This window comes from Sanguibacter keddieii DSM 10542 (genome assembly GCF_000024925.1).
GTDB lineage: Bacteria > Actinomycetota > Actinomycetes > Actinomycetales > Cellulomonadaceae > Sanguibacter > Sanguibacter keddieii.
This window is the reverse complement of the sequence record NC_013521.1, coordinates 3,465,116-3,491,231: the sequence shown is the minus strand read 5'-3', so window position 1 is coordinate 3,491,231 and position 26,116 is coordinate 3,465,116. Positions and strand designations below refer to the sequence as shown.

General features: G+C 73.3%; 25 protein-coding genes. 19 read left to right on the top strand and 6 right to left on the bottom strand.

What is annotated here, in order from left to right:
• Window positions 1–195: 195 nt before the first annotated feature.
• Window positions 196–978 carry an SDR family NAD(P)-dependent oxidoreductase gene (locus SKED_RS15420; RefSeq protein WP_012868105.1) on the bottom strand — a complete coding sequence of 261 codons (783 nt, stop codon included), beginning with the start codon at window positions 976–978 and terminating at the stop codon, window positions 196–198.
• A 150-nt stretch (window positions 979–1,128) separates the two neighbouring features.
• Here SKED_RS15420 and SKED_RS15415 point away from each other — a divergent pair, with 150 nt between their 5' ends.
• From SKED_RS15415 to SKED_RS15405, 3 genes are read left to right on the top strand one after another with little or no spacing between them, the layout of a single operon-like run.
• Window positions 1,129–1,512, top strand: a complete 384-nt coding sequence (locus SKED_RS15415; RefSeq protein ID WP_012868104.1) for a cold-shock protein — start codon at window positions 1,129–1,131, stop codon at window positions 1,510–1,512.
• Between the two features lie 6 nt (window positions 1,513–1,518).
• Window positions 1,519–2,535, top strand: coding sequence for a DUF3027 domain-containing protein (locus SKED_RS15410; RefSeq protein ID WP_012868103.1), 1,017 nt, complete (start codon window positions 1,519–1,521; stop codon window positions 2,533–2,535).
• Window positions 2,536–2,545: 10 nt separating this feature from the next.
• Window positions 2,546–5,794 (top strand): hypothetical protein, encoded by a 3,249-nt coding sequence (locus tag SKED_RS15405; RefSeq protein WP_012868102.1) that lies wholly within the window; start codon window positions 2,546–2,548, stop codon window positions 5,792–5,794.
• A gap of 153 nt (window positions 5,795–5,947) precedes the next feature.
• Here the strand turns inward: SKED_RS15405 and SKED_RS19160 are convergent, their stop codons facing one another.
• The 5 genes from SKED_RS19160 to flgN form a co-directional block, all read right to left on the bottom strand.
• Window positions 5,948–7,204, bottom strand: coding sequence for an EAL and HDOD domain-containing protein (locus SKED_RS19160; protein ID WP_012868101.1), 1,257 nt, complete (start codon window positions 7,202–7,204; stop codon window positions 5,948–5,950).
• A gap of 63 nt (window positions 7,205–7,267) precedes the next feature.
• Window positions 7,268–7,654: a flagellar assembly protein FliW gene (locus SKED_RS15395; protein WP_012868100.1), complete on the bottom strand. Its 387-nt coding sequence runs from the start codon at window positions 7,652–7,654 to the stop codon at window positions 7,268–7,270.
• On the bottom strand, window positions 7,651–8,562 hold the full coding sequence (gene flgL / locus SKED_RS15390; protein WP_012868099.1) for a flagellar hook-associated protein FlgL: 912 nt from the start codon (window positions 8,560–8,562) through the stop codon (window positions 7,651–7,653). Before flgL ends, SKED_RS15395 begins: the two co-directional genes overlap by 4 nt.
• Window positions 8,559–9,986: a flagellar hook-associated protein FlgK gene (flgK, locus tag SKED_RS15385; protein WP_012868098.1), complete on the bottom strand. Its 1,428-nt coding sequence runs from the start codon at window positions 9,984–9,986 to the stop codon at window positions 8,559–8,561. The genes flgL and flgK overlap by 4 nt, the downstream gene beginning before the upstream one ends.
• 7 nt (window positions 9,987–9,993) lie before the next feature.
• On the bottom strand, window positions 9,994–10,476 hold the full coding sequence (gene flgN, locus SKED_RS15380; protein ID WP_012868097.1) for a flagellar export chaperone FlgN: 483 nt from the start codon (window positions 10,474–10,476) through the stop codon (window positions 9,994–9,996).
• Between the two features lie 401 nt (window positions 10,477–10,877).
• On the opposite strand from flgN, the gene SKED_RS15375 reads away from it, so the two are divergent.
• The 16 genes from SKED_RS15375 (at window position 10,878) to SKED_RS15300 (ending at window position 26,108) form a co-directional block, all read left to right on the top strand.
• Entirely contained in the window at window positions 10,878–11,789 is a 912-nt protein-coding gene (locus SKED_RS15375) for a sigma-70 family RNA polymerase sigma factor (RefSeq protein ID WP_143755779.1), read from the top strand.
• Window positions 11,790–11,964: 175 nt separating this feature from the next.
• Entirely contained in the window at window positions 11,965–13,560 is a 1,596-nt protein-coding gene (locus SKED_RS20550; protein WP_012868095.1) for a glycosyltransferase, read from the top strand.
• Between the two features lie 120 nt (window positions 13,561–13,680).
• Window positions 13,681–14,853: a flagellin N-terminal helical domain-containing protein gene (locus SKED_RS15365; protein ID WP_012868094.1), complete on the top strand. Its 1,173-nt coding sequence runs from the start codon at window positions 13,681–13,683 to the stop codon at window positions 14,851–14,853.
• 182 nt (window positions 14,854–15,035) lie between these two features.
• Window positions 15,036–16,418 carry a flagellar filament capping protein FliD gene (fliD, locus tag SKED_RS15360; protein WP_012868093.1) on the top strand — a complete coding sequence of 461 codons (1,383 nt, stop codon included), beginning with the start codon at window positions 15,036–15,038 and terminating at the stop codon, window positions 16,416–16,418.
• Window positions 16,419–16,473: 55 nt separating this feature from the next.
• On the top strand, window positions 16,474–16,935 hold the full coding sequence (gene fliS, locus SKED_RS15355; RefSeq protein ID WP_012868092.1) for a flagellar export chaperone FliS: 462 nt from the start codon (window positions 16,474–16,476) through the stop codon (window positions 16,933–16,935).
• Between the two features lie 34 nt (window positions 16,936–16,969).
• The gene (locus tag SKED_RS15350) at window positions 16,970–17,332 is read left to right on the top strand and encodes a hypothetical protein (RefSeq protein ID WP_143755778.1); all 363 of its coding nucleotides are present in this window, start codon (window positions 16,970–16,972) and stop codon (window positions 17,330–17,332) included.
• A 200-nt stretch (window positions 17,333–17,532) separates the two neighbouring features.
• Window positions 17,533–17,874, top strand: a complete 342-nt coding sequence (locus tag SKED_RS15345; protein WP_012868090.1) for a flagellar basal body rod protein FlgB — start codon at window positions 17,533–17,535, stop codon at window positions 17,872–17,874.
• Complete coding sequence (flgC, locus tag SKED_RS15340) at window positions 17,874–18,278, top strand: flagellar basal body rod protein FlgC (RefSeq protein ID WP_012868089.1); 405 nt, start codon at window positions 17,874–17,876, stop codon at window positions 18,276–18,278. The genes SKED_RS15345 and flgC overlap by 1 nt, the downstream gene beginning before the upstream one ends.
• Entirely contained in the window at window positions 18,278–18,622 is a 345-nt protein-coding gene (fliE, locus tag SKED_RS15335; RefSeq protein ID WP_012868088.1) for a flagellar hook-basal body complex protein FliE, read from the top strand. The genes flgC and fliE overlap by 1 nt, the downstream gene beginning before the upstream one ends.
• Window positions 18,622–20,214, top strand: a complete 1,593-nt coding sequence (gene fliF / locus SKED_RS15330; protein ID WP_012868087.1) for a flagellar basal-body MS-ring/collar protein FliF — start codon at window positions 18,622–18,624, stop codon at window positions 20,212–20,214. The genes fliE and fliF overlap by 1 nt, the downstream gene beginning before the upstream one ends.
• On the top strand, window positions 20,211–21,224 hold the full coding sequence (gene fliG, locus SKED_RS15325) for a flagellar motor switch protein FliG (protein WP_012868086.1): 1,014 nt from the start codon (window positions 20,211–20,213) through the stop codon (window positions 21,222–21,224). The genes fliF and fliG overlap by 4 nt, the downstream gene beginning before the upstream one ends.
• On the top strand, window positions 21,214–21,915 hold the full coding sequence (locus SKED_RS15320; RefSeq protein ID WP_012868085.1) for a FliH/SctL family protein: 702 nt from the start codon (window positions 21,214–21,216) through the stop codon (window positions 21,913–21,915). Before fliG ends, SKED_RS15320 begins: the two co-directional genes overlap by 11 nt.
• Entirely contained in the window at window positions 21,912–23,291 is a 1,380-nt protein-coding gene (locus SKED_RS15315) for a FliI/YscN family ATPase (RefSeq protein WP_012868084.1), read from the top strand. The genes SKED_RS15320 and SKED_RS15315 overlap by 4 nt, the downstream gene beginning before the upstream one ends.
• Window positions 23,288–23,722, top strand: a complete 435-nt coding sequence (locus SKED_RS15310) for a flagellar export protein FliJ (protein ID WP_012868083.1) — start codon at window positions 23,288–23,290, stop codon at window positions 23,720–23,722. Before SKED_RS15315 ends, SKED_RS15310 begins: the two co-directional genes overlap by 4 nt.
• Window positions 23,719–24,531 carry a C40 family peptidase gene (locus SKED_RS15305; RefSeq protein WP_012868082.1) on the top strand — a complete coding sequence of 271 codons (813 nt, stop codon included), beginning with the start codon at window positions 23,719–23,721 and terminating at the stop codon, window positions 24,529–24,531. The genes SKED_RS15310 and SKED_RS15305 overlap by 4 nt, the downstream gene beginning before the upstream one ends.
• The gene (locus SKED_RS15300) at window positions 24,528–26,108 is read left to right on the top strand and encodes a flagellar hook-length control protein FliK (RefSeq protein ID WP_012868081.1); all 1,581 of its coding nucleotides are present in this window, start codon (window positions 24,528–24,530) and stop codon (window positions 26,106–26,108) included. Before SKED_RS15305 ends, SKED_RS15300 begins: the two co-directional genes overlap by 4 nt.
• Window positions 26,109–26,116 lie beyond the last annotated feature (8 nt).

Genomic DNA, 26,116 nt, shown 5'->3' with positions numbered 1-26,116 from the left:
GGCCTCCGTGCGCCCGCAGGCTGCGTCAAGACTCATGAGTGCATCCCACCGGCAGGCTGCGATCCTGCGCGCCCCAGCAGCACGTGCCTGTGGAGGCCTCGGCCGGGCGACGTCCTGTGGACAGGTACCCGCCGTGGGGGGGACACGGACAGAGGGCCGCCCGCCACCCACCGTCAGAGCCCCGAGTCCCCGCGGTCAGTGCATCGAGAACCCGCCGTCGACGGCGATGGACTGGCCCGTCACGTAGGCCGACGCGCCGCTGGCGAGGAACACCGCGGCGCCGGCGAAGTCGTCCGGGTGCCCGTTGCGGCCGACCAGGGTCCGGGCGGCGAGCGCGGAGACCGTGGCGGGGTCGCTCGAGAGCCGGCGGTTGAGCGCGGTCGGGACGAAGCCGGGTACGAGGACGTTGGCCGTGACACCGTGCGGCGACCACGCCTCGGCCTGCGACCGGGCGAGCGCCTCGAGGGCCGCCTTGGAGACCCCGTAGGCGCCGCTCGCGCCGAAGGGCCGGTGCGCCTGCTGCGAGCTGATGTGGACCAGTCGCCCGTACCCGCGCGCGGCCATCCCCGGGGCCAGGCGCTGACCGAGCACGAAGGGCGCGTCGAGGTTCACCGCCATGGTGGCGTCCCACACGGCCTCGTCGAGCTCGGGCATGGGCGGGCGCAGGTTGATCCCCGCCGAGCACACCAGGACGTCGACACCACCGTCGTCCCGCCTGCCGGCCGCAGCCTCTGCCGCCTCGGCCAGGGCGTGCGCCCCCTCCCGCGTCGAGAGGTCGGCGACCAGCCGCTCGGCCGACCCGCCCTCGTCGCGGACATGCGCGACCGTCGCGTCGAGGGCCTCGACCGTGCGCGCGGCGACCAGGACGTGCGCCCCGGCACCTGCGAGAGCCAGGGCGATCCCGCGGCCGATCCCGGAGCTGCCTCCGGTGACGAGGGCGGTGCGGCCGTCGAGGCCGAAGAGCTGCTGGAGGTCCATCGGGACAGTGTAGGGAGGGCGTCACCGGGTGAAGACCTGCTGCGGTTAGGTGAGAGAGGGGGTGAGCGCGGATAATGATCGGGACTCACCGTCGGGCGCGTGCCCGGTATCCTGTGAGGTCATGTCCCGACGAGCACCTCGAGGTTTCACGTGCCCACCGGCAAGGTCAAGTTCTTCGACACCGAACGCGGTTTCGGCTTCATCGCCAGCGACGACGGCGAGCAGGTCTTCCTGCACGCCTCCGCCCTGCCCGAGGGCGTCACCGCCCCGAAGCCGGGTGCCAAGGTCGAGTTCGGCGTGGCTGACGGCCGCAAGGGCCCGCAGGCGCTCTCGGTGACGTTCCTCGACCCGGTGCCCTCCGTCGCCAAGGCCGTGCGCAAGCCGGCCGACGACATGGCCGTCATCGTCGAGGACCTCATCACGCTGCTCGACACGGTCGGCAACTCGCTGCGTCGCGGACGCTACCCCGAGAAGTCCACCGCGACGAAGGTCGCCACGGTGCTGCGCGCCGTCGCCGACGACATCGAGGCTTAGGAACACATGCCAGCTGCAACACTCCCCACCCCGGCGAAGCGCACCCGGACCGCGAAGCCCAAGGCCGACGCGGTCCTGGTCGACGCGGTCGACGTCGCGCTCGCCGCGGCGCGCGAGGCTGCCGAGCACCCCGGGGACGTCGGCGATCACCTCGCCGCGACCATGGACGCCGACAGGCTCGCCTCGCACACCTTCGCGTGCACCATGCGCGGCTACCGCGGCTGGCACTGGACCGTCACGGTCGCCCGTGCGCCCCGCTCCAAGACCGTCACCGTCTGCGAGGTCGAGCTGCTCCCCGGTGCCGAGGCGATCCTCGCCCCCGAGTGGCTGCCCTGGTCGGAGCGGCTCCGCCCCGGAGACATCGGTCCCGGCGACGTCCTGCCCTTCCGCGCCGACGACCCGCGCCTCGAGCCCGGCTACACCCCGACCGGCGACGAGGAGGAGGACCGCGTCGCGATCGAGGAGCTCGCGCTCGCGCGCACCCGCGTCCTCTCGGTCGACGGCAAGGACGAGGCCGCCCAGCGCTGGTACGCCGGCTCGCGCGGCCCGACCACGCCCGGCGCCGTCCAGGCCGCGTCGGACTGCGGGTCCTGCGGGTTCCTGGTCATGCTGCAGGGCTCCCTCGGGCAGGTCTTCGGGGTCTGCGCGAACGAGTGGTCCGAGGACGACGGCCGCGTCGTCTCCCTCGACCACGGTTGCGGCGCGCACTCGGAGACGGACGTCGAGCCGCACCCGACCGACTGGCCGGCCGACGCCCCCGTCATCGACGAGATGAGCGTGGAGATCGTCGACCGCGGTGCTCAGACGCCGGACGCGGCTGCGGGCGCCGAGGGCACGAGCACGGAAGACACGAGCACGGAAGACACGAGCGCAGAAGACGGCAGCGTGGAAGACGCGAGCACCGAAGACGCGAGCACCGACGTCTCCGAGCCTGTCGAGGCCGAGGCTCCTGCCGAGGACGTACCGCCTGCTCAGGCCTCCTCCGACGGTTCCGCGTCCGAGGAGTCGGTCGCCGGCGCGTGAGGGTCCGGCCGTGAGTGCCGACCCCTTCGGGACCGCGGCGCTGCGAGCCGCGGTCCTCGACGCGTGGTCGCGCTCCCCGACCCGGCTCCGCGAGGACGCCAACACCGAGGAGGACCACGCGACCGGGTACTACCGGGACCGCGTGGTCGTCGAGCTCGCCCAGAACGCCGCCGACGCCGCGGCCAGGGCCGGCACACCGGGCGCGCTGCTCCTGCGCCTGGTGGAGGACGACCAGGGCGCGACGCTCGTCGCCGCCAGCCCCGGTGAGCCGCTCGACGCCCGCGGTGTCGTCTCGCTCTCCTCGATGCGCGCCTCCGCCAAGACCGCCGGCGCGCCTGCCACGAGCATCACCGCCCCTGCTTCGGCCTCCTCCGCCGCCGCTGCCGCCTCTGCCCCTGCCTCCGCCGCGACGGTCGGTCGCTTCGGCGTCGGCTTCGCGGCCGTCCGTGGCGTCTCGGACGACGTCGTCGTGCGGACCGCCGTCGGCGGGGTGCGGTTCTCGGTCGCGCTCACGCGGGACGCGCTCGTCGCCGCCTGCTCGACGGGGACCCCGGCCGGCGACGAGCTCGCGGCCGTCGTCGCCGCGCGCGGCGACTCCCTGCCTGCGCTGCGGCTGCCCTTCGCCGCCGCCGCGGGCGTCGAGAGCCCGTGGGCGACCGTCGTCGAGCTCCGGCTGCGCGACGCCACCGCCGTCGCGGAGGTGCGCCGCCAGCTCGACGCGGTCGACGACACCCTGCTGCTCGCGCTCCCGGCCCTCGAGACCGTCGAGGTCCAGCACCGTGGGACCTGGGCGACCACCGACGGAGGCTCGCGCCCCGACGGTGAGCCGACCCCGCCCGACCGCGTGCTCGCCGACGTCGGCTCGCGGTGGCTCACCGCGCACGGTTCTGGCACCGTCCCGGCGGCCCTCGTCGCGGACCGGCCCGTCGAGGAACGCGACCGTTCCACGTGGACCATCACCTGGGCGGTCCGTCGCGGGCCCTCCCCGGACGGGACGGTCGCGCAGCACGGCGTCGTCCACGCACCGACCCCGACCGACGAGCGGCTCACCGTCCCGGCGCTCCTCGTCGCGACCTTCCCGCTCGACCCTTCGCGGCGGCACGTCGCCGACGTCCCGCTCGCAGGCTTCGTCGCCGAGCAGACGGGGCCGGTCCTCGCGCGGCTCGCGGCGGCTCTCGACGAGCCCCTCGCGCTGGTGCCGACGGGCCTGGCGGCAGGCCGGCTCGACGCCCTGGTCCGGGACTCCGTCACGGCAGCGCTGCGTGACGCCCCGCTGTTCGACGGTCGCCGTGCACGGGACGTCGCGGCCCTCGGGGCAGGCGCCGGTCCGACGCTCCTCGCGGCGCTCGCCCCGACCGGGCTCGGGGTGGTCGACGTCCCGCCGGCCAGGACAGCGGCCGCCCGAGCTCTCGGCATGCCCGTGCTCAGCGTGCCCGACGTCGTCGACGCGCTGCCCTCGGCCCTCAGCCCGACGCAGTGGCGGGCGCTCTACGCGGCCCTCGCGACCTCGGCCGACACCGACCGGGCCGCCCGGGAGGCTCTCGACGGGGTGCTCGTCCCGCTCGCCGACGGGACGACCGCCCGCGGGCCGCGCGGTCTCGTGCTCCCACCGGCAGGAGGCCCGGTCGACGGTCTGCTGACCGTCCCGGGGCTGCGCCTCGTGCACCCGGACGCCGTGGACCCGTTGCTCCGTCGGCTGGGGGCGGTCGACGTGCACGACCCCGCCGTGCTCGGTCTCGCCGCGGTCGAGTCCGCCGTACGGGACGTCGCCGAGCTGCTCACCGGCGCCGACGTCGACGGGCCTGATGACGCAGACCTGGACCCCGACCTGGGCGCCCTCCCGGGGCTCCTCGCGCTGCTCGACGGCGTGGTCGGAGCCGACGGTCGCGCACCCGAGCACCTGCCCTCGTGGTGGTGCGACCTGCCGCTGCCCGGCGCCGACGGGGTGTGGACGCGGGCGGGCGACCTGGCGCAGCCGGGGACGTGGGCGGCCGAGCACCTCGACCTCGAGGAGGTCGACCTGGCCGCGCTCGGGCGTGCCCTGCGCCGGACCGCCTCCGCGGCGCCCGACGCGCTGCCGCACCACGTGCTCGACGAGCGGTCGGCCGCCGCCTGCGGCGTGCGGACCGGGCTCGTGGTGCAGACGGTCGACCACGACACGGGCGACACGGGCGACGACCTCCTCGTCGGCGCCGCGGGCTCCACCGAGAGCACCCCGCCCGACGTCGCCGGCTGGGTCGACTACGACGCGTACCTCTGCGCGGTCCTGGGCCGCGGTGTCCACCTCGACGAGCTCCCGGTGCTGCTCGACCTCGACGCCGTGCACGACGACTCCTGGGGTGACGTCGTCCGGCTCGCCGAGCGCGACCCCGACGTGCGCCGGGCGGTCGTGACGACGGTCGGGCCGGCCGTCCCCTCCGGGCCGACGGCCCTCTCGTACGCGGCGTGGTACCTGCGCGACGTCTTCGACGCGCCCTTCGTGGTCCGGGTCGACGCTGCCGAGCCCGACGTAGACCTCCTCACGCTGCTGCCGCTGGCCGACGACGACCTCAAGGGCGTCCTCGACGCGCGGGTCCTCGCGGCGCTCGGCGGCGTGGCGACCGTCGACCAGCTCTCCGGGCAGCTGGCCTCGCCCGACCCGGTGGTCTGGGACGGGCTCTTCACCGCCCTGGACAGCCCAGCACGCCCGGAGGGTGCGGCGGTGCCCCCACGCGTCGCGCGCGCCGTCTGGGACGCGCTCGGACGGGCCGCCGTCGACGGTCTCGAGCTCGACGACCTCCCCCAGGTCCTGCTGGCCCTGCGCGCCGGTGCCTGCCGGACGGTCGACGCGTCGACGGTCGTCGTGGCCGTCGACCCCATGTGGGCGCAGATCCGGTCCGTGGTCCCGGTCGCAGGGCGGCAGACGGGCGAGGCGGTCGCCGACGCCCTGGACCTCCCGCTCGCCGACGCCGCCGTCGTCGTGGTGCAGACCTCGGACGACGCGACCCACCGCGACGTCCCTGCCGCGGTGCGCGCCCTCCTGCCAGGTCTGCCTGCCGGCTGGCTCGAGCACGACGACCTCGTGGTCGACGGCCAGGACGTCGACTGGTGGGTGACCGCCGACGGGGGAGTGCACCTGCGTGCCGGTGCCCCGCAGGCCGTCCTCGCGCAGGCCCTCGCCCAGGCCAGCGGCCGGTGGGGCGACCGGTACCTGCTCGAGACCCTGCTCGCCGACCCGTCGCGTGCCCGAGCCGTCGACCTCGACGGCGCTTGGGGCTGAGCCCGGTCCTGCACGGCGGGTACGTCGCGAGGCGCGCAGGTCGGCTGCGTCACCGCGCGTCGGGCAGCTGGTGCTCGTCCCGGGACGCAGGACGGCGGCCGACCGAGGTCGACCGCCGTCTGAGGTGGTGCGGTGCTGCCAGGGCGTCGCGGCTCAGGTGAGGTTGAGCTGGCGGACCGTCTCGAGGGCCCAGGGGAGCGCGACCAGGTAGGCGTGCGCCACCTGCTCGGGCCGCCACGCGGTCGCCGCGACACCGGCCGCGTCGCCGTGCTCGTGCGCCACGACGGCGGCGAGCGTCGCACCGAGGTGACCCTCGTAGGAGTCGAGCGCGCGCGCGACCTCCTCGGACACGAGCGACTTCTCGACGAGCACCGACACGGGGATCCCGGTCTCCTCGGAGAACGCCGAGAGCAGGCCCACGGTGTAGCCGGCGTCGTCCCCGGCGAGCTCGCGGCAGGCCGCGGCACGCGCGAGGAGGAACCACAGGGCGTCCATCTGCTGGATCCGCGAGCTGATGAGGGAGGCCATGACGAGCGTGGTCAGCTTCGACGGCCCGAGCATGATGATCGCGCGGTGCAGCGAGTCCACCCGCTGCGGCAGGCCGATCGCGACCGAGTTGACGAGGTGCAGCACGCGGACGGTCATCTCGGGGTCGCTCGAGAGCACCTCGGCGATGCGCGTCGTGTCGACCTCGGGCGCCGACAGGAGCCGGACGACCTCGAGGCACTGGATCTCGCCCGGGTCGAGGCTGCGGACCTTCGTGGGTTTCTCGTGGTGGTAGATCGAGCCCATGAGGAAGTCGACGCCGAGACCCCACGCCTTCGCGGGACCGAGCGTGCCCTGCACGTTCTCGGCGATGACGGTGACGCCCGCGTTGTGCGCGACGGTGACGAGCTCTCCGAGGTCGAGCGTGCCGTCCGCGACGTCGATCATCACGTGCGACACGAAGGGCAGCAGCGCGCGCTGGCCAGGCTCGCCGGCGAACTTCACGAGGACGGTCGGCGTGCCCCGCTCGGACAGCGCGATGATCTGCTCCGCGCCGTCGGCGCGACGGGTCGCGGTCGGGTGCACGAGCAGGCCGACCCCGCCCTGGCTCGGCGGGACGGACTCGTGCCCGGCGAGCATCGCGGGTGTCGACCAGATGAAGGCGGGACGGTCGGCGACGTACTTCTCGAGGTCGACCGTCCGGTAGACCTGGTGCAGCGAGGCCGCGGCGGCCGCGTCGGCGACGTCACCGTCGAGGGCCGTCAGCACGGGCAGCGCGTAGGCGAGGACCTGGCGCTTGCGGTCGACGATCGCCAGGCGCCCGAAGGTGGGCGAGACGTCGGACAGGCCCTCGCCCGGGAGCACGGGGGCGGCGTAGGTGCCGGGCATGGCGTCGGTCGTCGGCAGCGCGCGGGGGTGGTCCATCGGACTCCTCTGGTGGTGGGTCGAGGGGACTCTCGGGGGGAGGGACGGTCGTGCTCAGGCAGCTCAGGCAGCGACGAGCGGGGCCCGCAGGGGCCACGGGGCACCCTCGAGGATGACCTGGAGGGCGTCGCCGGTCTCGGTGTTGAGCACGAGCGGGGCCAGCAGGTTGGCCGTCGCCGGGGTGTCGGGCTGGCTCGGCGTGACGATGACCAGCACCGCGCGCCGGTCGTCGTCGGCACCCTCGAGCGCGAGGGCCGAGAGCACCTCGGAGCCGAAGGTCGGCTCGTACTCGCTGAAGTACGGGCCGGGCTGGATCGCGAACAGCCGCGTCGAGTCCTGCGCGCCGCGCAGGCTGTACAGCAGCCCGGCGTCGTCGAGGGACGTGAGGTCGAAGTCGGTGGCGGACGACAGGCCCGGGAGCGCTTCGAGGAAGTGCAGGCTGGTGATCACTTGAGGTAGTCCAGGAGGCTCGGCTGGAGCACGCGCGCAGTGGCACCGAGGGCCGCCTGGTAGGCGACCTCCTGCATCTGCAGCTCGATGAGCGTGGCCGGCAGGTCGATGTCCTCGACCGCCGAGAGGTCGCCCTTGAGCGACATCGCCTTGTGCCCGAGGATCTCCTTGGCGCTCTCCAGCTGGTTGGTGCGTGCGCCGACCCCGGTGACCTCGCTGAGCATCTTGTCCCTGCGTGCGTCGATCCGGGTGATGTCGGACTGGACGTCGCCGCCCGCGCGGAGCGTGGCCGCGATGTCGGTGAGGAGTGCGTACACCGACGCGTCGGGCGAGTCGGGGTCGTTGCTGGTGCCGAACACGGCTGCTCCGTCCGCGTCCACACGGACCGTCGTGCCAGCACCGGTCCGGCGCTCGACGGTCCCCGCAGAGCTGTTGTAGGTGTACTCGCCGGTGACAGTGTCTCGAGTGTAGGCCGGTCCGTCGCTGGTCCCGGCGAAGACCGACCGTCCGAGGTACGTGGTGTTGGCTTGCGCGGCGAGCGACTCGCGCAGCCCCTCGATCTCGACGGCGAGGGCCTCGCGAGCCTCGGCGTTGATCGCACCGGTGTTGGCACCGCGGACCGTGAGGTCGCGGACCCGGTTGAGGTAGGCGACCGAGGTGTTGATCGCGGTGTCGATCGACGTGAGCCAGCTGACGCCGTCCTGGATGTTGCGCGAGTACTGGGCCGAGGCCTGCTGCTCCTTGCGCAGCGCCATGGCGTCGGCGGCCTTCGCGGGGTCGTCCGAGGCCTTGGTGACCATCTTGCCGCTCGACGCACGCTCCTGGAGCTGCGCGAGGCGGCTCTGCGTCGCCTGCAGGTTGGTGAGCGCGGCGCGCTGCGTCGACTGGTGCGTGACTCGGGTGATCATCGTCCGACGACTCCTGTCCGGTTGATGAGCTGGTCGAGCATCTCGTCGACCGCTGTCATGACACGTGCGGCACCCTGGTAGGCGCGCTGGAACGAGAGCATGTTGATGCTCTCCTCGTCCTGGTCCACGCTCGTCTGCGCGAGCTGGAGGCCCTCGGCCGTCTGGCGTGCGGCCTCGGCGACCGTCGCGCTCTGCAGCGCGGCCTTGGCCTTGACGCCGGTCGAGACCACGAAGGTCGACCACACGGTGTCGGGGCCGTCCTTGGACGCCCCGAGCTGGCCGATCGCGTCGGCCACCGAGGTGTCGTTGGCGCCGTTGGCGGGGTTGCGCACGGCGATCTGGCTCGGGGAGGTGATCGCCACGCGCAGGCCCAGCGCCGCCGGGGTGCCGTCGGTGGGGAGCGAGTAGAAGTCGACGCCCGTGGTGCCGGCGCGGTCGGCGCCGGCCGAGTGCAGGGTGTTGACCGAGGTCGCGAGCTTCGTGGCGAGCACGTTGTACGACTCGGCCGCCTCGGCGAGCATGCCGCCGGCTCCGCCGCTGGCCGGGGCGAGGACGCTCAGCACGCCGGCGAGCTGGCCGCCCTCGAGGGGGGCCGGGGTGCCGGCGGGCGTGCGGTCCCACTCGACGCGGACCTCGTTCCCGGTGGCGCCGACCATCTCGCGGCTGCCCACGAGCTTGAGCTTCTGCGCGCTGCTGCCGCTGACGATCGGGTTGCCGCCGATGTTGACGTCGGCCGTGCCGTTCGGCTGCAGGCGGACCGTGGCGCCGGCGAGGGAGGAGAGCGCGGTGGTGAGGACGTTGCGCTGGTCGATGAGCTCGTTGGCGTTGCCGCCCGAGACGGTGATCTGCTGGATCTGCTCGTTGAGGAGCGCGACCGAGGCGGCTGCGGAGTTCACGTCGGAGACGAGCGACTCGGCCTTGCTGCGGGTCTGGTCCCACTGGGTCACGACGGCCGTGTAGCCGGTCGAGATCGAGCGCTGGACCGCTGCGGAGTTCTCGAGGAGGACCGCGCCGACCGCGTCGCTCGTGGGGGAGTTCACCACGTCGCTCCAGCTGGCCCAGAGCTTGTCGAGGTCGGCCGAGATGCCGTTGGCGCCGGGCTCGGCGATCGTCGACTCGAGGCGCTTGAAGGCGTCGGTGCGTGCGGCGAGGTAGGCGGCCGAGGACGACGTGGTGCGCACGCGGGCGTCCATGAAGATGTCGCCGAGGCGCGCGACGCCGACGGCCTGGACGCCGTTGCCGACCTGGTTGCCCTGCGAGAACATCGTCGCGCCCTGGCCGGCGCTGACCGACTGCATGTCGACCCGCTGGCGGGTGTAGCCGGGGGTGTTGATGTTCGCGAGGTTCTGGCCAGCGACCTCGAGCGCCTGGCGCTGGGTGATGAGCGACGACAGCGCTGTGGACAGTCCGGAGAAGGTGCTCATGGGTTCCTCAGAATTCCTGGTCGAGCATGCGGGCGGTGCTCTCGCCGTGCGCCGTCGACCCGGTCGCGTCGTAGGTGTGGGAGTCCTGCGTGAGGTTGGCGAGGGCCTCCTGCGTCGCGCGGTGCGACGCGGAGAGGAGCTCGCGGTTCCCCTGGGCCAGGGACTCGATCTGGTGGGTGATGTCGAGGAACGCCTGGCGGTGCGTGCGCAGCAGGTCGTCCCAGGGAGCCGGCACGGCCTCGGAGAGCTCGTGCAGGCTGCGGCCGGGCTCGAGGCCGTGGAGGCGGGCGACCGCGTCGGACTCGACCGACCGGCCGAGCTCGACCTCGCGGATCTGCTCGAGGACGTTCTCGACCTCGCGGGTGGCGTGGCCGAGCCAGCGGGTCTTCCCGCTGGTGAGGAGCAGCTGCTCCTCCTCGAGCTTGAACAGGAGCAGCTCGAGGAGCTGGCGCTCGCGCCACAGGACGCTGCTCAGCGCTTGCAGACTCATCGCGCTCGTACTCCTTCGTCGATCCGATGATGGATGGGGCCGTACCGGTGGGTACCCGGTGGTCGGGAGCCAGGGGACCGGTGGGGTCTGGTGCGGCTCACAGACCACATCGGTCGCTGCCCACGCACCATGAGGCATTCGTCGAGACCACGAGGGTGACCCATTTCACCCTCGCACCGATGCACACCCTAGGTCCAACTGTAGGCAACAGGCGAGGATGAGGTTGCGTTTGTGCAGGTGGAAGCGTTATCCACGCTCCGCCGGAGGCCGCAAGCGGGGGCCATGGGGACCCCCATGGGTAGTTCTCCCCATTGCCTGTGAGGAGGTCGTGTGGATGTTACCGGGTGAAAACGTTTGTCAACGGCTTGAAGAAACCTGGGAACACCCCGCATGGTTGTCCCATGCAGCCCATGGACGCCGACCAGAACCGCCTGGTCACCGAGAATCTCCCGCTGGTCGGGTACCACGTGAGCGAGATGCTCATGCGTGTCCCCAGCCACGTGTCGCGAGATGATCTGGCGTCCGCCGGGGCCCTCGCCCTGGTCCAGGCCGCCCGAGCGTACGACGCGACGACCGGGGTGCCCTTCAACCGGTACGCCGCGATCCGCATCAAGGGCGCCATGGTCGACGAGCTCCGCTCGATGGACTGGGTCAGCCGCGGCGCGCGTCAGCGTGCCCGCAAGCTCACCACCGTCGCCGACGAGCTCACGGCCGACCTCGGTCGCGCCCCGACCCGTGAGGAGATCGCCCACGCCCTCGGCGTCGACGTCTCCGAGGTCGACACCGCCCGTGAGGCCGCCGCCACCCGCGTGCTCAGCCTCGAGGGCTACGACGGCGCCCTCGCCGAGGTCCTCCCGGCCCGCGAGGTCGGCCCCGAGGAGTCGGTCATCCTCGACGAGCGCCTCACCTACCTGCACGCCGCCGTCTCGACGCTCCCCGAGCGCCTGCGCACCGTGGTCGAGCAGGTGTTCTTCCACGACCGCACGGTCACCGACATCGCCAAGGACATGGGTGTCACCCAGTCCCGTGTCAGCCAGCTGCGCGCCGAGGCCATGGTCCTGCTCCGCGACGGTCTCAACACCCACCTCGACCCCGCGCAGGTCCCCGCCCCGGCCCAGCCCGAGGGCGTCGCCCAGCGCCGCCGCGAGACGTACTTCGCCGCGATCGCCGAGCGCGCCAGCCTGCACGCCTCGACGGCCGTCGCAGCCAGCGCCTCCGTGGTCGGCGCCGTCACGGCGGCCCCCGGCACCACCGCGCCCCAGGCCGTCGCCCCCTTCCCGGCGCCGCACGAGCCCCTCGTCGCCGTCGGCTGAGCGGGGCCCTGCCCGCAGCCGGCCCGCGCCCGGCCCACACCTGGCCCGGTAGCTCCGCCGCCCGTCCGGCCCGCGGTCCCGCGAGGCGACCGACCGCAGGTGCTCACGACGTGCAGGTGCTCATGACGTCCTGCGCCGTGCCGATGAGGTGAGCACCACCACCTCAGGAGCCCGCATGCCGCACGTCCGACAGACCGCGCCGACCGCGTCACGCCCCGGCACGCCCGGAGCCGGACCGCGTGTCTCCGCGGTCTTCATCGTCAAGGACGAGGAGGACGTGCTCGAGGCGTCCCTCGCCGCCCTCGGCTGGGTCGACGAGATCGTCGTCTACGACACCGGCTCGACCGACTCCACCCGCGAGATCGCCGCGCGGCACACCGGCACGGTGGTCGAGGGGTTCTGGGACGACGACTTCGGCGCGGCCCGCAACCGTGCCGCGGCGCACGCCACGGGGGACTGGGTGCTGACCGTGGACGCCGACGAGGTGTTCGTCGGCGACCCCGACGGGCTCCGCGCGGCGCTCGACCCTGCGGTCGGCTGCCACCTCCTGCTCGTCGACAACGTCGCCGGGGGCGGGACAGGCGAGGCCACCGTCACCAAGAGCATGGCCTCGGTCCGCCTCTACCGGCGCGGTGCTTTCGTGTGGTCCGGCCGGCTGCACGAGCAGATGGTCCCGTCCACCCCCGGCGTCGACCTCGCGGCGGCGACGCCCGTCCCCGGCGCACGCCTGGTGCACAGCGGCTACCTCACGGAGCGCATGGCCGACCGCGGCAAGGCCCGCCGCAACCTCGACCTCGCCCGACTCGACGTCGCAGCCGCCGAGCGCGACGGGCGCCCCGCCGCCGAGGTCGCGCTCCTGCGCGCCAACCTCTCCCGGTCGCTCGGGCTCCACGGCGACCACGCCGAGGGCCTCGAGGTCGGCCGGGAGGTGCTCGCCAGCGGTCTGCTGAGCCGGTCTGGCGCGGCGTCGCTCGCCCCGGCCCTCGTCGAGCTCGCCATCGCGCTCGGTGACGGCGACGCGGTCGACGAGATGCTCGACGCCTGGCTCGCGGTCGACACGCTCTCCGCCCGTCCGCTCGCCCGCAAGGCCTACGTCCTCGCGCTGCGCCAGGACGTCCGCGCGACCCTCGACGTCCTCGACCAGATCCCCGAGACCGCCGTCGACGGCCAGGACGTCCGCTTCGACCGCACGGAGATCGCACCCGTCGAGGTCTGGGCGCTGCTGTCCACCGACCGGGCGGTCGAGGCCGCCGAGGTCGCCGTGCGTGCGGCCGCGTCCGGACGTGCCTCGGTCGCGCCCGCGCGGCTCGTCGGGGTGTTCCGGGACGCGGGGCGGCCGCTCGCCGACCTCGTCGGCGTGATCGACGAGACGATCTGGTCCGGGCTGGCCCTGGAGGCGGTCGCCGACGGCAGTCGCCCGGCTCGCGTCTTCCTCGAGGAGATGGACGCCGTGCGCCCCGGTGACCTCACCGTGCTGCTGAGCGGTGCCTCGCTCGCCCGCGCCCTGAGCATCGAGGAGGCCGTCGCCTGGTCGGTGCGCCTGCGCACCCACGGTCTCGCCGAGCGCTGCCCGCTCGTCGCGATCAGCCAGGACCCCTCCCAGGACCCGCGCCAGCGCGCGATCGCCGCGGCCCTCGCCGTCGACGTCTACTCCGACGAGCGCGCGCTGCCCGGGCTCGAGGCCGCGCTCGCCGACGTCGCCCCCGAGCACGAGGCGGAGCTCGCCTCGCACCTCGAGGTCGTCGCGCCGGGGCTCGTCTCGCTGGCCTGAGCGGGCCCGCGAAAAACTCGTCGAGAAAATCCTCATGGCCTCCGGGGGAGGACCGATAGGACGTGTGGCAGCCCACGGATGGGCGCCGCATCTCGGCCCCACTCACGGAAGAAGATCATCATGGGTCTCTCGATCAACCAGAACATCGCGGCAGTCAACTCCTACCGCAACCTCTCGAACACGCAGAACGACCTGAGCAAGTCGCTGGAGAAGCTCTCCTCCGGCTTCCGCATCAACCGTGCTGCTGACGACGCGGCCGGCCTGGCGATCTCCGAGGGCCTGCGCTCGCAGGTCGGTGGCCTCAAGGTCGCGGCTCGCAACGCCCAGGACGGTATCTCCGTCGTCCAGACCGCTGAGGGTGCGCTCACCGAGACGCACGCCATCCTCCAGCGTGTCCGTGACCTGGCTGTCCAGGCCGGTAACGACTCGAACAACGCCGAGGCCCGCAAGAACATCGACACCGAGGCCACCCAGCTCGTGTCGGAGCTCGACCGCATCTCGAAGTCCACCAACTTCAACGGCACGAACCTCCTCGACGGCACCGCCGGTGGCGGCTCGGGCAAGCTCCAGTTCCAGGTCGGTGCTGACGGCGACGCCAACAGCCAGATCACGGTGGACCTCTCGGGCGCCAACATCAAGGCGATCGCTGCGGACCTCAGCACGGGCTCGCTCGCTGTCGGCGGCACCGAGTTCACGGTCTCGACCGCTGCGCTCACCGCCTCGGCGTACACCTTCTCGGTCGACAACGGCTCGGGTGTCACCTCGGACATCGCGGTCACCCTCGCGACCGCCCCGACCTCGGTCCAGGGCCTCGCGGACGCGCTCGCCGCGGACACGAACTTCAACGCGAACTTCTCCGTCAACGTCATCAAGGACGCCAACGGCGCTGCGACCGGCATCTCGGTCAAGGCTCTCAACGGCGGCGACGTCGCGGTCGTCGACCCGGGTGCGGGCATCGACGGTGGCAACCAGGTCGCCAACACGCAGCAGGGCCTGGACTTCTCGTCCGCCGCCGCTGCTCAGGCGTCCATCACGAAGATCGACGAGAAGATCTCGTCCGTGTCGACCGCTCGCGCCAACCTCGGTGCGCTGCAGAACCGTTTCGAGCACACGGTCAAGAACATCAACGTCTCGGTCGAGAACCTCTCCGCCTCGGAGAGCCGCATCCGCGACACGGACATGGCGTCCGAGATGGTCAACTTCACCCGTGCGCAGATCCTCTCGCAGGCTGGCACCTCGATGCTCGCTCAGGCCAACCAGATCCCCCAGGGCGTCCTCTCGCTCCTGCGCTGATCTCGCTAGCCGGCGGTGAGAGCCGCTGACCGAGCATCACAGCAGCACCCGCACGACCAGCAGCACCAGCACCACCAGCAGGACCGACGGCGGTGAGGGACTCGTGTCCCTCACCGCCGTCTCTCAAGTCCCGGGCGGCCCGCAGCCGTCTCTCGACCCACGAGCCACCCGAGGAGCGCGCGATGTCCCTGGCAGTCGACGGCATGATCAGCGGTCTCAAGACCTCCGAGCTCATCAACCAGCTCATGCAGGTCGAGGCGATGCCCCAGACCATGCTCAAGCAGAAGGTCACCACGACCCAGGCGTTCATCACCGCCCTGCAGGGCCTCAACACCCGCGTGTCCTCGCTCGCGGACGTCGCCAAGACGGCCGCGAAGCCCGAGTCCTGGCAGGCGACCACCGCGTCGTCGTCGGCGACCAGCGTCAAGGTCACCACGAGCGCCGGCTCCCAGCCCTCGACCCTGAGCTTCACGGTCGACCGCCTGGCCAAGCCCCAGACCTCGGTGAGCGCCGCCGTGACGGACCTCGACTCCTACTTCCCGGACGGCGTGCCCGAGAACCTCACCATCGTCTCCGGCCCAGCGTCCAAGCCCACGCTCGTCACGGTCGACCTCGCCGGCGTCACCGACCTCGCCGGGCTGGCCACCAAGCTCAACGCCGCCGGCTCCGGCATCACCGCGAGCGTGGTGAAGGTCTCCGCGACCGAGTCGCGCCTGCAGATCACCGGGAAGTCGACGGGCGTCGACGGCGCCTTCGACATCCACCGCGGGAAGGTCACCGCAGAGGACCTCGCGGCCGGGGCGTCCGACCTCGTCGTCGACAGGTCCACGGCCCTGGTGCAGGCGGTCGACGCCCAGATCAGCCTCTGGGACGGCACCCCGGTCACCTCGGCGAGCAACACCTTCAGCGACGTCCTCAAGGGTGTGAGCTTCACGGTGTCGGCGGTCGAGGCGACCCCGGTCACCGTCACCACCGTCCGCAACGACGCGGCCCTGACCAAGCTCGCCTCCGACCTCGTCGGGTCGGTCGGGGTCGTCCTCTCCGAGATCGCGTCGCGGACCAGCACCACCACGACGACCTCGACCGACGGCCGCACCGTGATCGCCGGTGGCGTGCTCTCGGGCGACAGCGCGACCCGAGGCATCGGGCAGTCCATCACCACGGCGCTGTCGTACCCGGTCGACGGCATCTCGCCGTCCGAGGTGGGCATCACGCTCAACAAGGACGGCACCTTCACCTTCGACCAGGCCAAGTTCACCGAGGCGCTCGGCAAGGACCCGGAGAAGGTCCAGCGTGTCGTCTCCGGCCTGGGTGAGCGCGTCGCCGACGCCTCGAAGCGGATCTCCGACCCCATCGACGGCAGCCTCACCCTCAAGGTCAAGAGCCAGGAGTCGTTCAGCAAGGGGCTCACCGAGCAGGTCAGCGACTGGGACCGTCGTCTGGAGACCCGCAGGTCCGGCCTGCAGCGCACCTATGCCGCACTCGAGGTCACCCTCAGCGGGCTGCAGTCCCAGTCGAGCTGGCTCGCCGGCCAGATCGGGTCGCTGCCGAGCTGGAACAGCTGACCTTCCGGTCCGGCACTTCCCTCACGTCCGCCCCGCGGCTGCCGATGGGGACCGTATGAGCAACGTGACCAGCTCCGAAGCGCAGCGCGCGCGGTTCCTCAGCGACGCCGTCCTCAGCGCCACCCCCGCTCGACTCCTCACCATGCTGTACGACCGGCTGGTGCTCGACCTCGACCGAGCCGAGAAGGCGCAGCGCGCCGGCGACCTCGCCGAGGCGAACGTCCAGCTCATCCACGCGCAGGACATCGTGGCCGAGCTGATGGTCACCCTCGACGTCGAGGCGTGGTCGGGCGGCCCGGCGCTGCAGTCCGTGTACACCCACCTCATGGGTGAGCTCGTGCAGGCCAACATCACCCACGACGCCGACCGCACCCAGCAGTGCCGGACGGTCGTCGAGCCGCTCCGTGCCGCGTGGCACGAGGCCGCGGCCGAGCTCGGCGGCGCGACGCGACGCGCCGAGCCCGCCCTCGCGGGCGCCGCGCCGAGCGCACCCGGGAGCGTCCTCGGTGTCGGCTGAGATGTCTGCGGAGGTCTCGGCAGAGACGACGGCCGTGGCGTCTGCAGAGGTCTCGGACGAGACCACCACGGCACCGCCGGTCGACGACAGGTCTCCCTGGGAGGTCGCCCTCGACGAGCTCGAGGCCGAGGTCGACCGGGCCGAGGCCCTCGTCTCGCCGGGCTTCCTGCTCGAGACCGTCGACGCCCTGCCCAGCGCGGCATGGACGCCTCCTACCGGCCTCGGCCCGCTCCCGAGCGGTCTCCAGGCCCGCGCCGTCGCGGTCTTCGACCGCCAGGCCGAGCTCGCCCCGCGCGTCGAGGAGGCCGTGCGCGCCGCGCGTGCCCACCTCCGGGCGGTCGGGTCGCTCCGCACGAACGACACGACGGCCTCGGTGTACGTCGACGCCGTCGGCTGACAGCGCACCACGACAGACCTGCGACAGGCCCCACCGGGCCCGCCGAGCGGGCCCAGGTCCCGACCTGAGGGCGAGTTCTCACTCCGGGTGAGAAAACCCCTCATGAGTTGCGAGGACCGACCGATAGTGCAGGACGAGCCAGGAAGGCTCGCGCAGGAGGCCATGGATCGGCCGACACATCACCTCGAGTGGGGATTCTCGTGTTCGATTCCGTGACCTTCGTGGCGCTCAACAGCGCCCTGGACGGCCTTGCCCTGCGCCAGCGGGTGATCGCGAACAACGTCGCGAACATCAACACCCCGAACTACCTCGCCGGCCGCGTCTCCTTCGAGAGCGAGCTCGCCTCCGCCGTGCGCCGCGGGACGGGCGCGGTCACCGCGACCCAGGCACGGTCCCTCGAGCCCACGCGCCTCGACGGCAACAACGTGAACCTCGACGCGGAGACCCTGCTCAACGTCGACACCAACCTGCGCTACCAGCTGGCCACCCAAGCGGTGGACGGCACCTTCTCGTCCCTCCGGACCGCAATGAGGACCAGCTGATGACAACCTTCGGAGCGATCGGCATCGCGAGCACGGGCATGACCGTGAACCGCAAGTGGCTCGACGCGGTGAGCGACAACCTCGCCAACATCAACACCGTGCGCCCCTCGGACGAGGCCGCCTTCCAGGCGCGCTACGTCGTGGCGAGCGCCGTCGGGTACCCCGAGAACGGCCAGGGGGTCCAGGTCGCCGGCATCGAGCTCGGCAGCGCCGAGGGCCGCATGGTCCACGAGCCCGACCACCCGCTCGCCGACGCCGAGGGCTACGTCAAGTACCCCGAGGTCGACATGGCCGGCCAGATGTCCCAGATGATCATGGCCCAGCGCGGCTACCAGGCGAACGCGTCGGTCGTCGACCGCGCGAAGGCCACCTACGAGGCAGCACTGCAGATCGGACGTTCCTGATGAGCATCCCCGCGATCGAGGGCGTGTCCCTCTCCGGCGCGGGCGGCGTCTCGCCGACCGGCTACCTGTCCTCCCCGGACGTCATCGGGCGTCCCGAGGGCGCCTCCGGCGTCTCGGGCACCTCGAGCGCCTTCGGCGAGGTCCTCACCGGGGCCGTCGGCAACCTGCAGTCGCTCCAGGAGAAGTCGAACGCCCTCGCGGTGCGCGCCGTCACCGGTGACCTCGACGACATCCACGACTACACCATCGCCTCATCCGAGGCGAAGCTGACCCTCGAGCTCACCGCCGCCGTCCGGAACAAGGCCGTCGAGGCCTTCTCCGAGATCATGAGGATGCAGGCCTGATGCCCCAGCAGATCACCTCCGCGCTCGGCCGGGTCACCTCGTCGATCCGTGAGTTCACCGTCGCGCAGCGCACCCTCGCCCTCATCGGGCTGGCGGTCGCCGTGGTCGGCGTGGTCGCGCTGAGCATGTGGTTCAGCCGCCCGCAGTTCTCCCCCCTCTACACCGACCTGGCCCCGGCCGACGCGAGCGCGATCGTCGACCAGCTCACCGCCCAGGGCGTCAAGTACCAGCTGACCAACGGCGGGTCCACGGTCCTCGTGCCGACCGAGTCGGTCTACGACATGCGCCTCAAGGTCGCCGCGAGCGGGATGTCGCCGTCGGCCGACGGCGGCTACTCGCTCCTCGACGACATGGGCATGACGTCGTCGGAGTTCCAGCAGGACGTCACCTACAAGCGCGCGCTCGAGGGCGAGATGGGCAAGACCGTCTCCTCGATGCAGGGCGTCGAGCTCGCGACCGTCAAGCTCGCGATGCCGGCCGAGTCCGTGTTCGTCGACCAGGCGACCGACCCGACCGCGTCGGTGTTCGTCAAGACCCGATCCGGCGTCACGCTCACCGACGACCAGGTGCAGTCCATCGTCAACCTCGTCTCGGCGAGCGTCGAGGGCATGAAGGCCACCGACGTGGCCGTCATCGACTCCTCGGGCGCGGTGCTGTCCGCGGTCGGGACCGGCCTGGCCGGCTCCGGCGGGAACAAGCAGACCGTCGAGTACGAGCAGCGGGTGGCCCAGTCCATCCAGGCGATGCTCGAGCCGATCGTCGGCGTCGGCAAGGCCGTGGTCACGGTGACCGCCGACCTCGACTACGACGCGACCGAGCGCACCCAGGAGTCCTTCTCGAGCGCCGAGGGCGTCCTCCCGCTCACCGAGCGGACGACCACCGAGGAGTTCGCCGGGGGAGGGAACCCGGCCACCGGGGTGCTCGGCCCGGACAACATCCAGGTGCCCAACGGCACCGCTGACGGCAGCTACACCAACGAGACCAGCGAGGCGAACAACGCCGTCGACAAGCTCACCGAGCACACGGTCACGGCCCCGGGCACCGTCCGGCGCCAGTCCGTCGCGGTCGCGGTCGACGCGGCAGCCGCCGCAGCCGTCGACATGGCCCAGCTCCAGGCGATGGTCTCGTCCGCGTCAGGCTTCGACGAGGCCCGCGGCGACGTCGTCACCGTCTCGCAGATGCCCTTCGACACCTCGGCCGCCGAGAGCGCCCAGGCAGCGCTCGACGCCGCCGCGGAGGCCGAGGCCGCCGCCGCCAGCAGCCGCATGATGCAGACCTACGTCATCGCCGGTGCCGCGCTGCTGGCGCTCGTCCTGCTCGCAATCTTCCTGGCCCGCCGCGGCCGCAACCGCGAGGACCCGCGCGAGTCCCTCGACCTCGGCGACCTGCCGATCATGGACGAGCCTCTCGCGCTCGAGCCCGCCGACCTCGACACCCAGCTCCTCGAGCTGCCCGAGGTCCCCGAGCTCCCGTCGGCCGAGCAGGTCAGCATCGAGCGCAAGCGCAACGACGTGGCCCTCCTCGTCGACGAGCAGCCGGAGCAGGTCGCCGAGCTCCTCCGCGGCTGGATGGACGAGAGGTCCTCCGTATGAGCACCGCGACGCTGACCGGGACCCAGAAGGCCGCCCTCGTCCTCATGCAGATCGGCCGCGACCGCGCGGCCAAGGTGATGGCCCAGCTCGACGAGTCGTCGATCGAAGAGCTCACCGCCGAGATCCTGCGGATGGAGCGCGTCGACCGCGACATGGCCGACGAGGTCATCGCCGAGTTCCACGCCATCACCATCGGCGGCGGCTCGAGCATCAGCAACGGCGGGCTCGGGTTCGCCCAGCAGCTCCTCGAGGCGTCCATGGGCGGCGTCAAGGCCCAGGAGCTCCTCGACCGGCTCGCCACGAGCATGGCCGGCCAGCCCTTCGAGTTCCTCCAGCAGGCCGACGCCCGCCAGGTCCTCGCCCTCCTCAACGGAGAGCACCCGCAGACGATGGCGCTCGTCCTCGCGCACCTGCGTCCCGAGCACGCCTCGGCGATCCTCGCCGGCCTGCCGAACGAGACCCAGGGCGAGGTCGCGCACCGCATCGCGCTCATGGAGCGCGCGGCGCCCGACGTCGTCATGGTCGTCGCCGACTCCCTGCACAAGAAGGCCTCGGCCGTCCTCACCCCGCGGGAGACCTCCGCGGTCGGTGGCGTCGGGCCGCTCGTCGAGATCATCAACCGGGCCGACCCGGGCACCGAGAAGCTCATCCTCGAGGGGCTCGAGACGCGCGACGTCGAGCTGGCCGAGGAGGTCCGCTCGCGGATGTTCGTGTTCGCCGACATCGTGCTGCTCGAGGACCGCGCGCTCCAGCTCGTGCTGCGCGGGGTCGAGTCCGCCAACCTGGCCCTGGCCCTCAAGGGAGCCGGCGCGGGGGAGCGCGACGCCGTCCTGCGCAACCTCTCCGAGCGTGCGAGCGAGAACCTGCTCGAGGAGATCGAGATGCTCGGCGCGGTCCGCATGTCCCAGGTCGAGGAGGCACGGGCGGAGATCGTCCAGGTCATCCGACGCCTCGAGGAGAGCGGCCAGATCGTCATCCGCCGCGAGGGTGAGGACGAGTATGTCTCCTGACGCCCCCGCCTTCGGGTCCGCGCGCCTCACGGTCGTCGCGGACGACCGGGTCCGCGAGACCCAGGAGCGTGCCCGCGTCGCCGGGTACGCGGCCGGCTTCGCCGCCGGCAGCCGCGCTGCCGCCGGCGCGACCGAGACGCTGCACACGCGCCTCGAGTCGCAGGCGCGCGCCGCGGAGGCCGCACGGCTCGCCGAGCACGCCGCCGCGCTGTCTGTGCTGAACCGCGCCTCCCAGGCGGCCGGTGCCCGCGTGGTGCCCGTCCTCGACGACGCCCGCGGCCTGCTCTACACCGGTGCGCTCGAGCTCGCGCGCGCCGTCCTCGGCGTCGAGCTCGCCGACCACGCGCGGTCTGCCCGCGCGGCCGTCGTGCGGGCCCTCGACGTGCCGCACGACGTGCAGGTCCAGACCGTGCGCCTGCACCCCGCCGACCTCGCCGAGGTGCGTGCTGCCGAGGCCGCCCGCACGGCGGCGGGCGAGAGCGCACCTGCACCTGCCGCTGCACCTGGGTCTCCCGTGCTCCCGCCGCTCGACGGCGTGCGGCTCGTCGCGGACCCGAGCCTGGCCCGCGGCGACGCCGTGAGCACCTTCGAGGGCGGGTTCTTCGACGCCCGCATCGAGACCGCCTTCACCCGGGCCGTCGAGGCCCTGCGCACGAGCGTCGAGCTCGTCCCGTCGGACGAGCCCCGATGACCGGCGACCTGGCGACCGCTCCGGCGACGACCGCCCCGCACCCGAGCCACGCGGCCGCGTCCGCGTGGTCCGGCCTGCTCGGCGCCGCCCGCCCGGAGCGCGTCGGCCAGGTCAGCGCCGCCGTCGGCCTCTCGCTCGACGTGGTCGGGCTCGACTGCGCGCTCGGCGACGTCCTCGCGCTCGGCGAGACCGGCCGGGGGAGCGACGCCTCGATGCTCGCCGAGGTCGTCGCCGTGACCGGCTCGACCGCGCGCTGCATGCCCCTCGGCGCGATGCGCGGCATCCGTCCCGGCCTGCAGGCACGGACCACCGGCGGCGCCCTCCAGGTCCCGGTCGGGTCCGGGCTCCTCGGCCGCGTGGTCGACGGCCTCGGCCGCCCCCTCGACGGCAGGGGCCCGCTCGTGGGGACCACCACGGTGCCCCTCGACGGCCGCGCGCCGCACCCGCTCGAGCGCCAGCGCGTCGCGCAGCCGCTCACGCTCGGCGTGCGCACCCTCGACACCCTCACGACCGTCGGCCGCGGCCAGCGCATGGGCCTGTTCGCCGGCTCGGGCGTCGGCAAGTCGACCCTGCTGTCCATGGTGGCCCGCGGGACCGACGCCGCGGTGAGCGTCATCGCCCTCGTCGGCGAGCGTGGCCGTGAGGTCCGCGAGTTCCTCGAGGACGACCTCGGACCCGAGGGCCTCGCCCGCTCCGTCGTGGTCGTCGCCACCTCCGACGAGCCCGCGCTCGTGCGGCTGCGCGCCGCGTTCGTGGCGACCCGCATCGCCGAGTCCTTCCGCGAGAGCGGCGAGGACGTCGTGCTCATGATGGACTCGCTTACCCGCGTCGCCATGGCGCAGCGCGAGATCGGCCTGTCCGTCGGCGAGCCCCCCGCGACGCGCGGCTACCCGCCCTCCACCTTCTCGGTGCTCGCCGAGCTCCTCGAGCGCGCCGGCACCTCCGCCCGCGGCTCGGTCACCGGTATCTACACGGTCCTCGTCGACGGCGACGACCACAACGAGCCGATCGCCGACGCCGCGCGCTCGATCCTCGACGGGCACGTCGTCCTCGACCGTCGTCTCGCCGTCGCCGGGCACTTCCCGAGCATCGACGCCCTCGGCTCGATCTCGCGCGTCGCGACCCGCGTCACGAGCGCCGCGCAGCGCGCCGACGCGACCGCCCTGCGCAAGGTGATGTCCGCGCGACGCGCCGTCCAGGACCTCGTCGACGTCGGAGCATACGTGCAGGGCAGCAACCCGCTGGTCGACGCGGCCCTCGCGCACCAGGGCGCGATCGACGCGTTCCTGCAGCAGGGCGTCGACGAGCCTGCGCCCTCCGAGCAGTCGTGGGCCGCGCTGCGCGGCCTCGTGCAGGGCATGGGGGTGGCCGCATGAGCCGCCCCTTCCGCCTCGCCGGGCTGCTGCGCTTCCGCAAGCTGCAGGAGGACCAGGCCGCGGCCGACCTCGCCGTCGCGCACTCCGCGCGCCGCGCCGCGCTGCGTCGCCAGGACCTCGCCCAGGGCCAGCTCGCCGAGCACGGCTTCGACCCCGTCGAGGACACCGGTGCGTGGCTGTCCACCGTCGCGACCCGAGCCGCGCTGCGCGGGCTCGCCTCCGAGGCCGGCGCCGCGTCCGAGCTCGCGAGCCTCGAGGTCGCCCGCCGCGAGGAGGCGTGGTCGCAGACCCGCCGCCAGCTGGTCCCGCTCGAGAAGCTCGCGGACAAGCACGCCGAGCGCGAGGCCGTCGAAGACCTCCGCCAGGAGCAGATCGTGCTCGACGAGATCGGCTCGAGCTCCACCACCGACGACCCGAGGGACGAGTCATGAGCGCCGTCGAGGCCATGGGCCGCATCAGCCAGATCCAGCAGCAGATCCGCAGCCTCACCCAGCCGACCGCGCAGCAGGCCATGGGCGTCGCCGTGCTCGGGACGGGCACCTCCGCGGCGACCCCGGGCGCGAGCGTCCTCGCGGCGACCAGCACCACGGCAGCCGTCCAGGCACTCACCGGGACGTCGACCTCGTCGGCAGCGTCGGCGTCGTCCGCTGCGCTGACCTCCCCGAGCGCGTCGTCGGTCGACTTCGCCTCCCAGCTCGCGGCCGCCGCCGCGCTCTCGGAGCCCGCGCCCGCCGCCGCCCCTGCCGGGGGCCCCTCGGGCGCCGACCTCGTCGCCGAGGCCCGCAAGTACGTCGGCGTGCCCTACGTGTGGGGCGGCTCGAGCGCGCAGGGGCTCGACTGCTCGGGTCTCGTCAAGCTCTCGCTGTCGGCGCTCGGCGTCGACATGCCGCGGGTCGCCCGCGAGCAGATGACCCAGGGCACGCCCGTCGCGTCGCTCTCCGAGGCCCAGCCGGGAGACCTGCTCGTCTTCGACGGGGGCTCGCACATCGGCATCTACCTCGGGGAGGGGCGCATGATCGACGCACCCAAGCCCGGGGACCACGTGCGCGAGCGCGACGTGTACGAGACCCCGACCGCCATCCGCCGCGTGCTGCCGACCGCAGCCGAGGCCGCGGCGGCAGCCGCCGCCGCACCCGCCGCCATCCCGGCCCTGTCGACCGCCGCGCAGGTCGAGCAGCTGCTCGCGAGCAGCGCCGCAGACCGCTCGTCCCTCACCGCACTCCTGGGAGATGCCGCATGACCACCCCGACAGTCCAGAGCGCGGGCGTGCGCGGTGCGCAGCCCGCCACGGGCGTGCGCAGCGCCTCGGCGTCGAGCGGCGACGCCTTCGCCGCGGCGCTCAGCCGCAGCGAGACGGTCGAGCGTCGCCCGGCCGAGCGCCCCGCCCCACGGCAGGAGCCGGCCCAGCAGCGCCGCCTCGACCCGATCCAGGTGCGCCGCACCGACCTCTCGGCCGGCCGCCCGACGACGATCGCGCAGCGCGACCGTCCCGGTGCCGACCTCGGTGTCACGCGACCCCGCGGGGCGACGCCCGCGTCGTCGGCGCAGACCCGGCAGGCCGACGGTGACGGCACGACGACCGGAGCAGCGTCGAGCAGCGCCACGTCGAGCAGCGCCACGTCCACCGGCGCTGTCTCGGTCGACGCCACCGGGACGCCTGCGGGCGAGGCCTCCACGGGTTCCTCCGCCGACACCGCGCAGACCACCGACCCCGTCGCCGCTCCGGCCGACGCCGCGGCGCTCCTCGCGCAGCAGCTCGCCGCGGCCGAGGCTGCTGCCGGGCAGGTGCCTCAGGCCGGGCTCGTCCCCGTCGTCGAGCAGCCGGCGGTCGAGGCCGACGGCGCTGCGCCCGCAGCCGAGCCGACGGCCGAGGTGGCCCTGCCCACGGCGGCGGTCGTCGCCGTGCTTGGGACGGCTGCTGCTCCCGCCGACGCGGCCGCTCCGGCCGTCCCGAGCGGCTCGGCTGCCGCCACGGCCGACGCGACCACGACGACGCCGGCTGCCGCAGGCGCGACCGCCGCGGCGGTCGGGTCGACCGCGGGCACCCCGACCACCCAGGTCGCCGCGGGCACCCCCGTCGCACCGGGCGCCCCGACCGCCGGGTCGACCGCCACGACCTCCGCGGTCGACGGTGCTGCCGCCCAGGTCACCGTGTCGACCGCGCAGAGCGGCGCCGGCACGAGCGCGGACCTCGGTCAGGAGGGCGGCGGCGCGACCCGTACCGACGGTGCCGCCGCGGCGGCGACCAGCGCGCCGACCTCGTCGACCGCGACCTCGAGCAGCTTCGCGCAGACCCTCGCCGGGCTCACCCCGACGACGCCCGCCGAGCGGGTGGCCGCCGCGCCGCCCGTCCCTGCCGCGGGTGCCGCCGCGCCGTCGCTCGCCGAGCAGGTCCGCGGACCCGTCATGGCGCTGCGGCACGCGGCACCGGGGGAGCACACGCTCACCCTGCAGGTCACGCCCGACTCGCTCGGCCCGGTCCAGGTGAAGGCGCACATCGGTGCGGCCGGTGTCCGCATCGAGCTGCTCGGCGTGACCGACGCCGGCCGCGACGGGCTCCGTGCGCTGCTCACCGACCTGCGCCGCGACCTCGCGGGCACCGGCATGAACGCCTCGCTCAGCCTCGCCGGAGACGGCGACAGGGCGCAGGGCGGGCTCGCGGGGGAGTGGGGTGGCGGTCCGCAGGACGGCCGCGGCCCGACCGCCCGCCCCGGGCTGCGTGCCGACCCCGGCGCGCTCGTCGCGGAGCTGCCCACCGAGACCGCACGACCCGCCGCACCGACCACTGGCGCCACCGGCGTCGACGTCCTGACCTGAGGAGAACG

What these genes read in the sequence shown, in the direction of transcription:
- SKED_RS15420 (WP_012868105.1), bottom strand. Translation starts at nt 978, where the DNA reads ATGGACCTCCAGCAGCTCTTCGGCCTCGACGGCCGCACCGCCCTCGTC.
- SKED_RS15410 (WP_012868103.1), top strand. Translation starts at nt 1,519, where the DNA reads ATGCCAGCTGCAACACTCCCCACCCCGGCGAAGCGCACCCGGACCGCG.
- SKED_RS19160 (WP_012868101.1), bottom strand. Translation starts at nt 7,204, where the DNA reads ATGGACCACCCCCGCGCGCTGCCGACGACCGACGCCATGCCCGGCACC.
- flgL (WP_012868099.1), bottom strand. Translation starts at nt 8,562, where the DNA reads ATGATCACCCGAGTCACGCACCAGTCGACGCAGCGCGCCGCGCTCACC.
- flgK (WP_012868098.1), bottom strand. Translation starts at nt 9,986, where the DNA reads ATGAGCACCTTCTCCGGACTGTCCACAGCGCTGTCGTCGCTCATCACC.
- flgN (WP_012868097.1), bottom strand. Translation starts at nt 10,476, where the DNA reads ATGAGTCTGCAAGCGCTGAGCAGCGTCCTGTGGCGCGAGCGCCAGCTC.
- SKED_RS15375 (WP_143755779.1), top strand. Translation starts at nt 10,878, where the DNA reads ATGCAGCCCATGGACGCCGACCAGAACCGCCTGGTCACCGAGAATCTC.
- SKED_RS20550 (WP_012868095.1), top strand. Translation starts at nt 11,965, where the DNA reads ATGCCGCACGTCCGACAGACCGCGCCGACCGCGTCACGCCCCGGCACG.
- SKED_RS15365 (WP_012868094.1), top strand. Translation starts at nt 13,681, where the DNA reads ATGGGTCTCTCGATCAACCAGAACATCGCGGCAGTCAACTCCTACCGC.
- fliD (WP_012868093.1), top strand. Translation starts at nt 15,036, where the DNA reads ATGTCCCTGGCAGTCGACGGCATGATCAGCGGTCTCAAGACCTCCGAG.
- fliS (WP_012868092.1), top strand. Translation starts at nt 16,474, where the DNA reads ATGAGCAACGTGACCAGCTCCGAAGCGCAGCGCGCGCGGTTCCTCAGC.
- flgC (WP_012868089.1), top strand. Translation starts at nt 17,874, where the DNA reads ATGACAACCTTCGGAGCGATCGGCATCGCGAGCACGGGCATGACCGTG.
- fliE (WP_012868088.1), top strand. Translation starts at nt 18,278, where the DNA reads ATGAGCATCCCCGCGATCGAGGGCGTGTCCCTCTCCGGCGCGGGCGGC.
- fliF (WP_012868087.1), top strand. Translation starts at nt 18,622, where the DNA reads ATGCCCCAGCAGATCACCTCCGCGCTCGGCCGGGTCACCTCGTCGATC.
- fliG (WP_012868086.1), top strand. Translation starts at nt 20,211, where the DNA reads ATGAGCACCGCGACGCTGACCGGGACCCAGAAGGCCGCCCTCGTCCTC.
- SKED_RS15320 (WP_012868085.1), top strand. Translation starts at nt 21,214, where the DNA reads ATGTCTCCTGACGCCCCCGCCTTCGGGTCCGCGCGCCTCACGGTCGTC.
- SKED_RS15315 (WP_012868084.1), top strand. Translation starts at nt 21,912, where the DNA reads ATGACCGGCGACCTGGCGACCGCTCCGGCGACGACCGCCCCGCACCCG.
- SKED_RS15310 (WP_012868083.1), top strand. Translation starts at nt 23,288, where the DNA reads ATGAGCCGCCCCTTCCGCCTCGCCGGGCTGCTGCGCTTCCGCAAGCTG.
- SKED_RS15305 (WP_012868082.1), top strand. Translation starts at nt 23,719, where the DNA reads ATGAGCGCCGTCGAGGCCATGGGCCGCATCAGCCAGATCCAGCAGCAG.
- SKED_RS15300 (WP_012868081.1), top strand. Translation starts at nt 24,528, where the DNA reads ATGACCACCCCGACAGTCCAGAGCGCGGGCGTGCGCGGTGCGCAGCCC.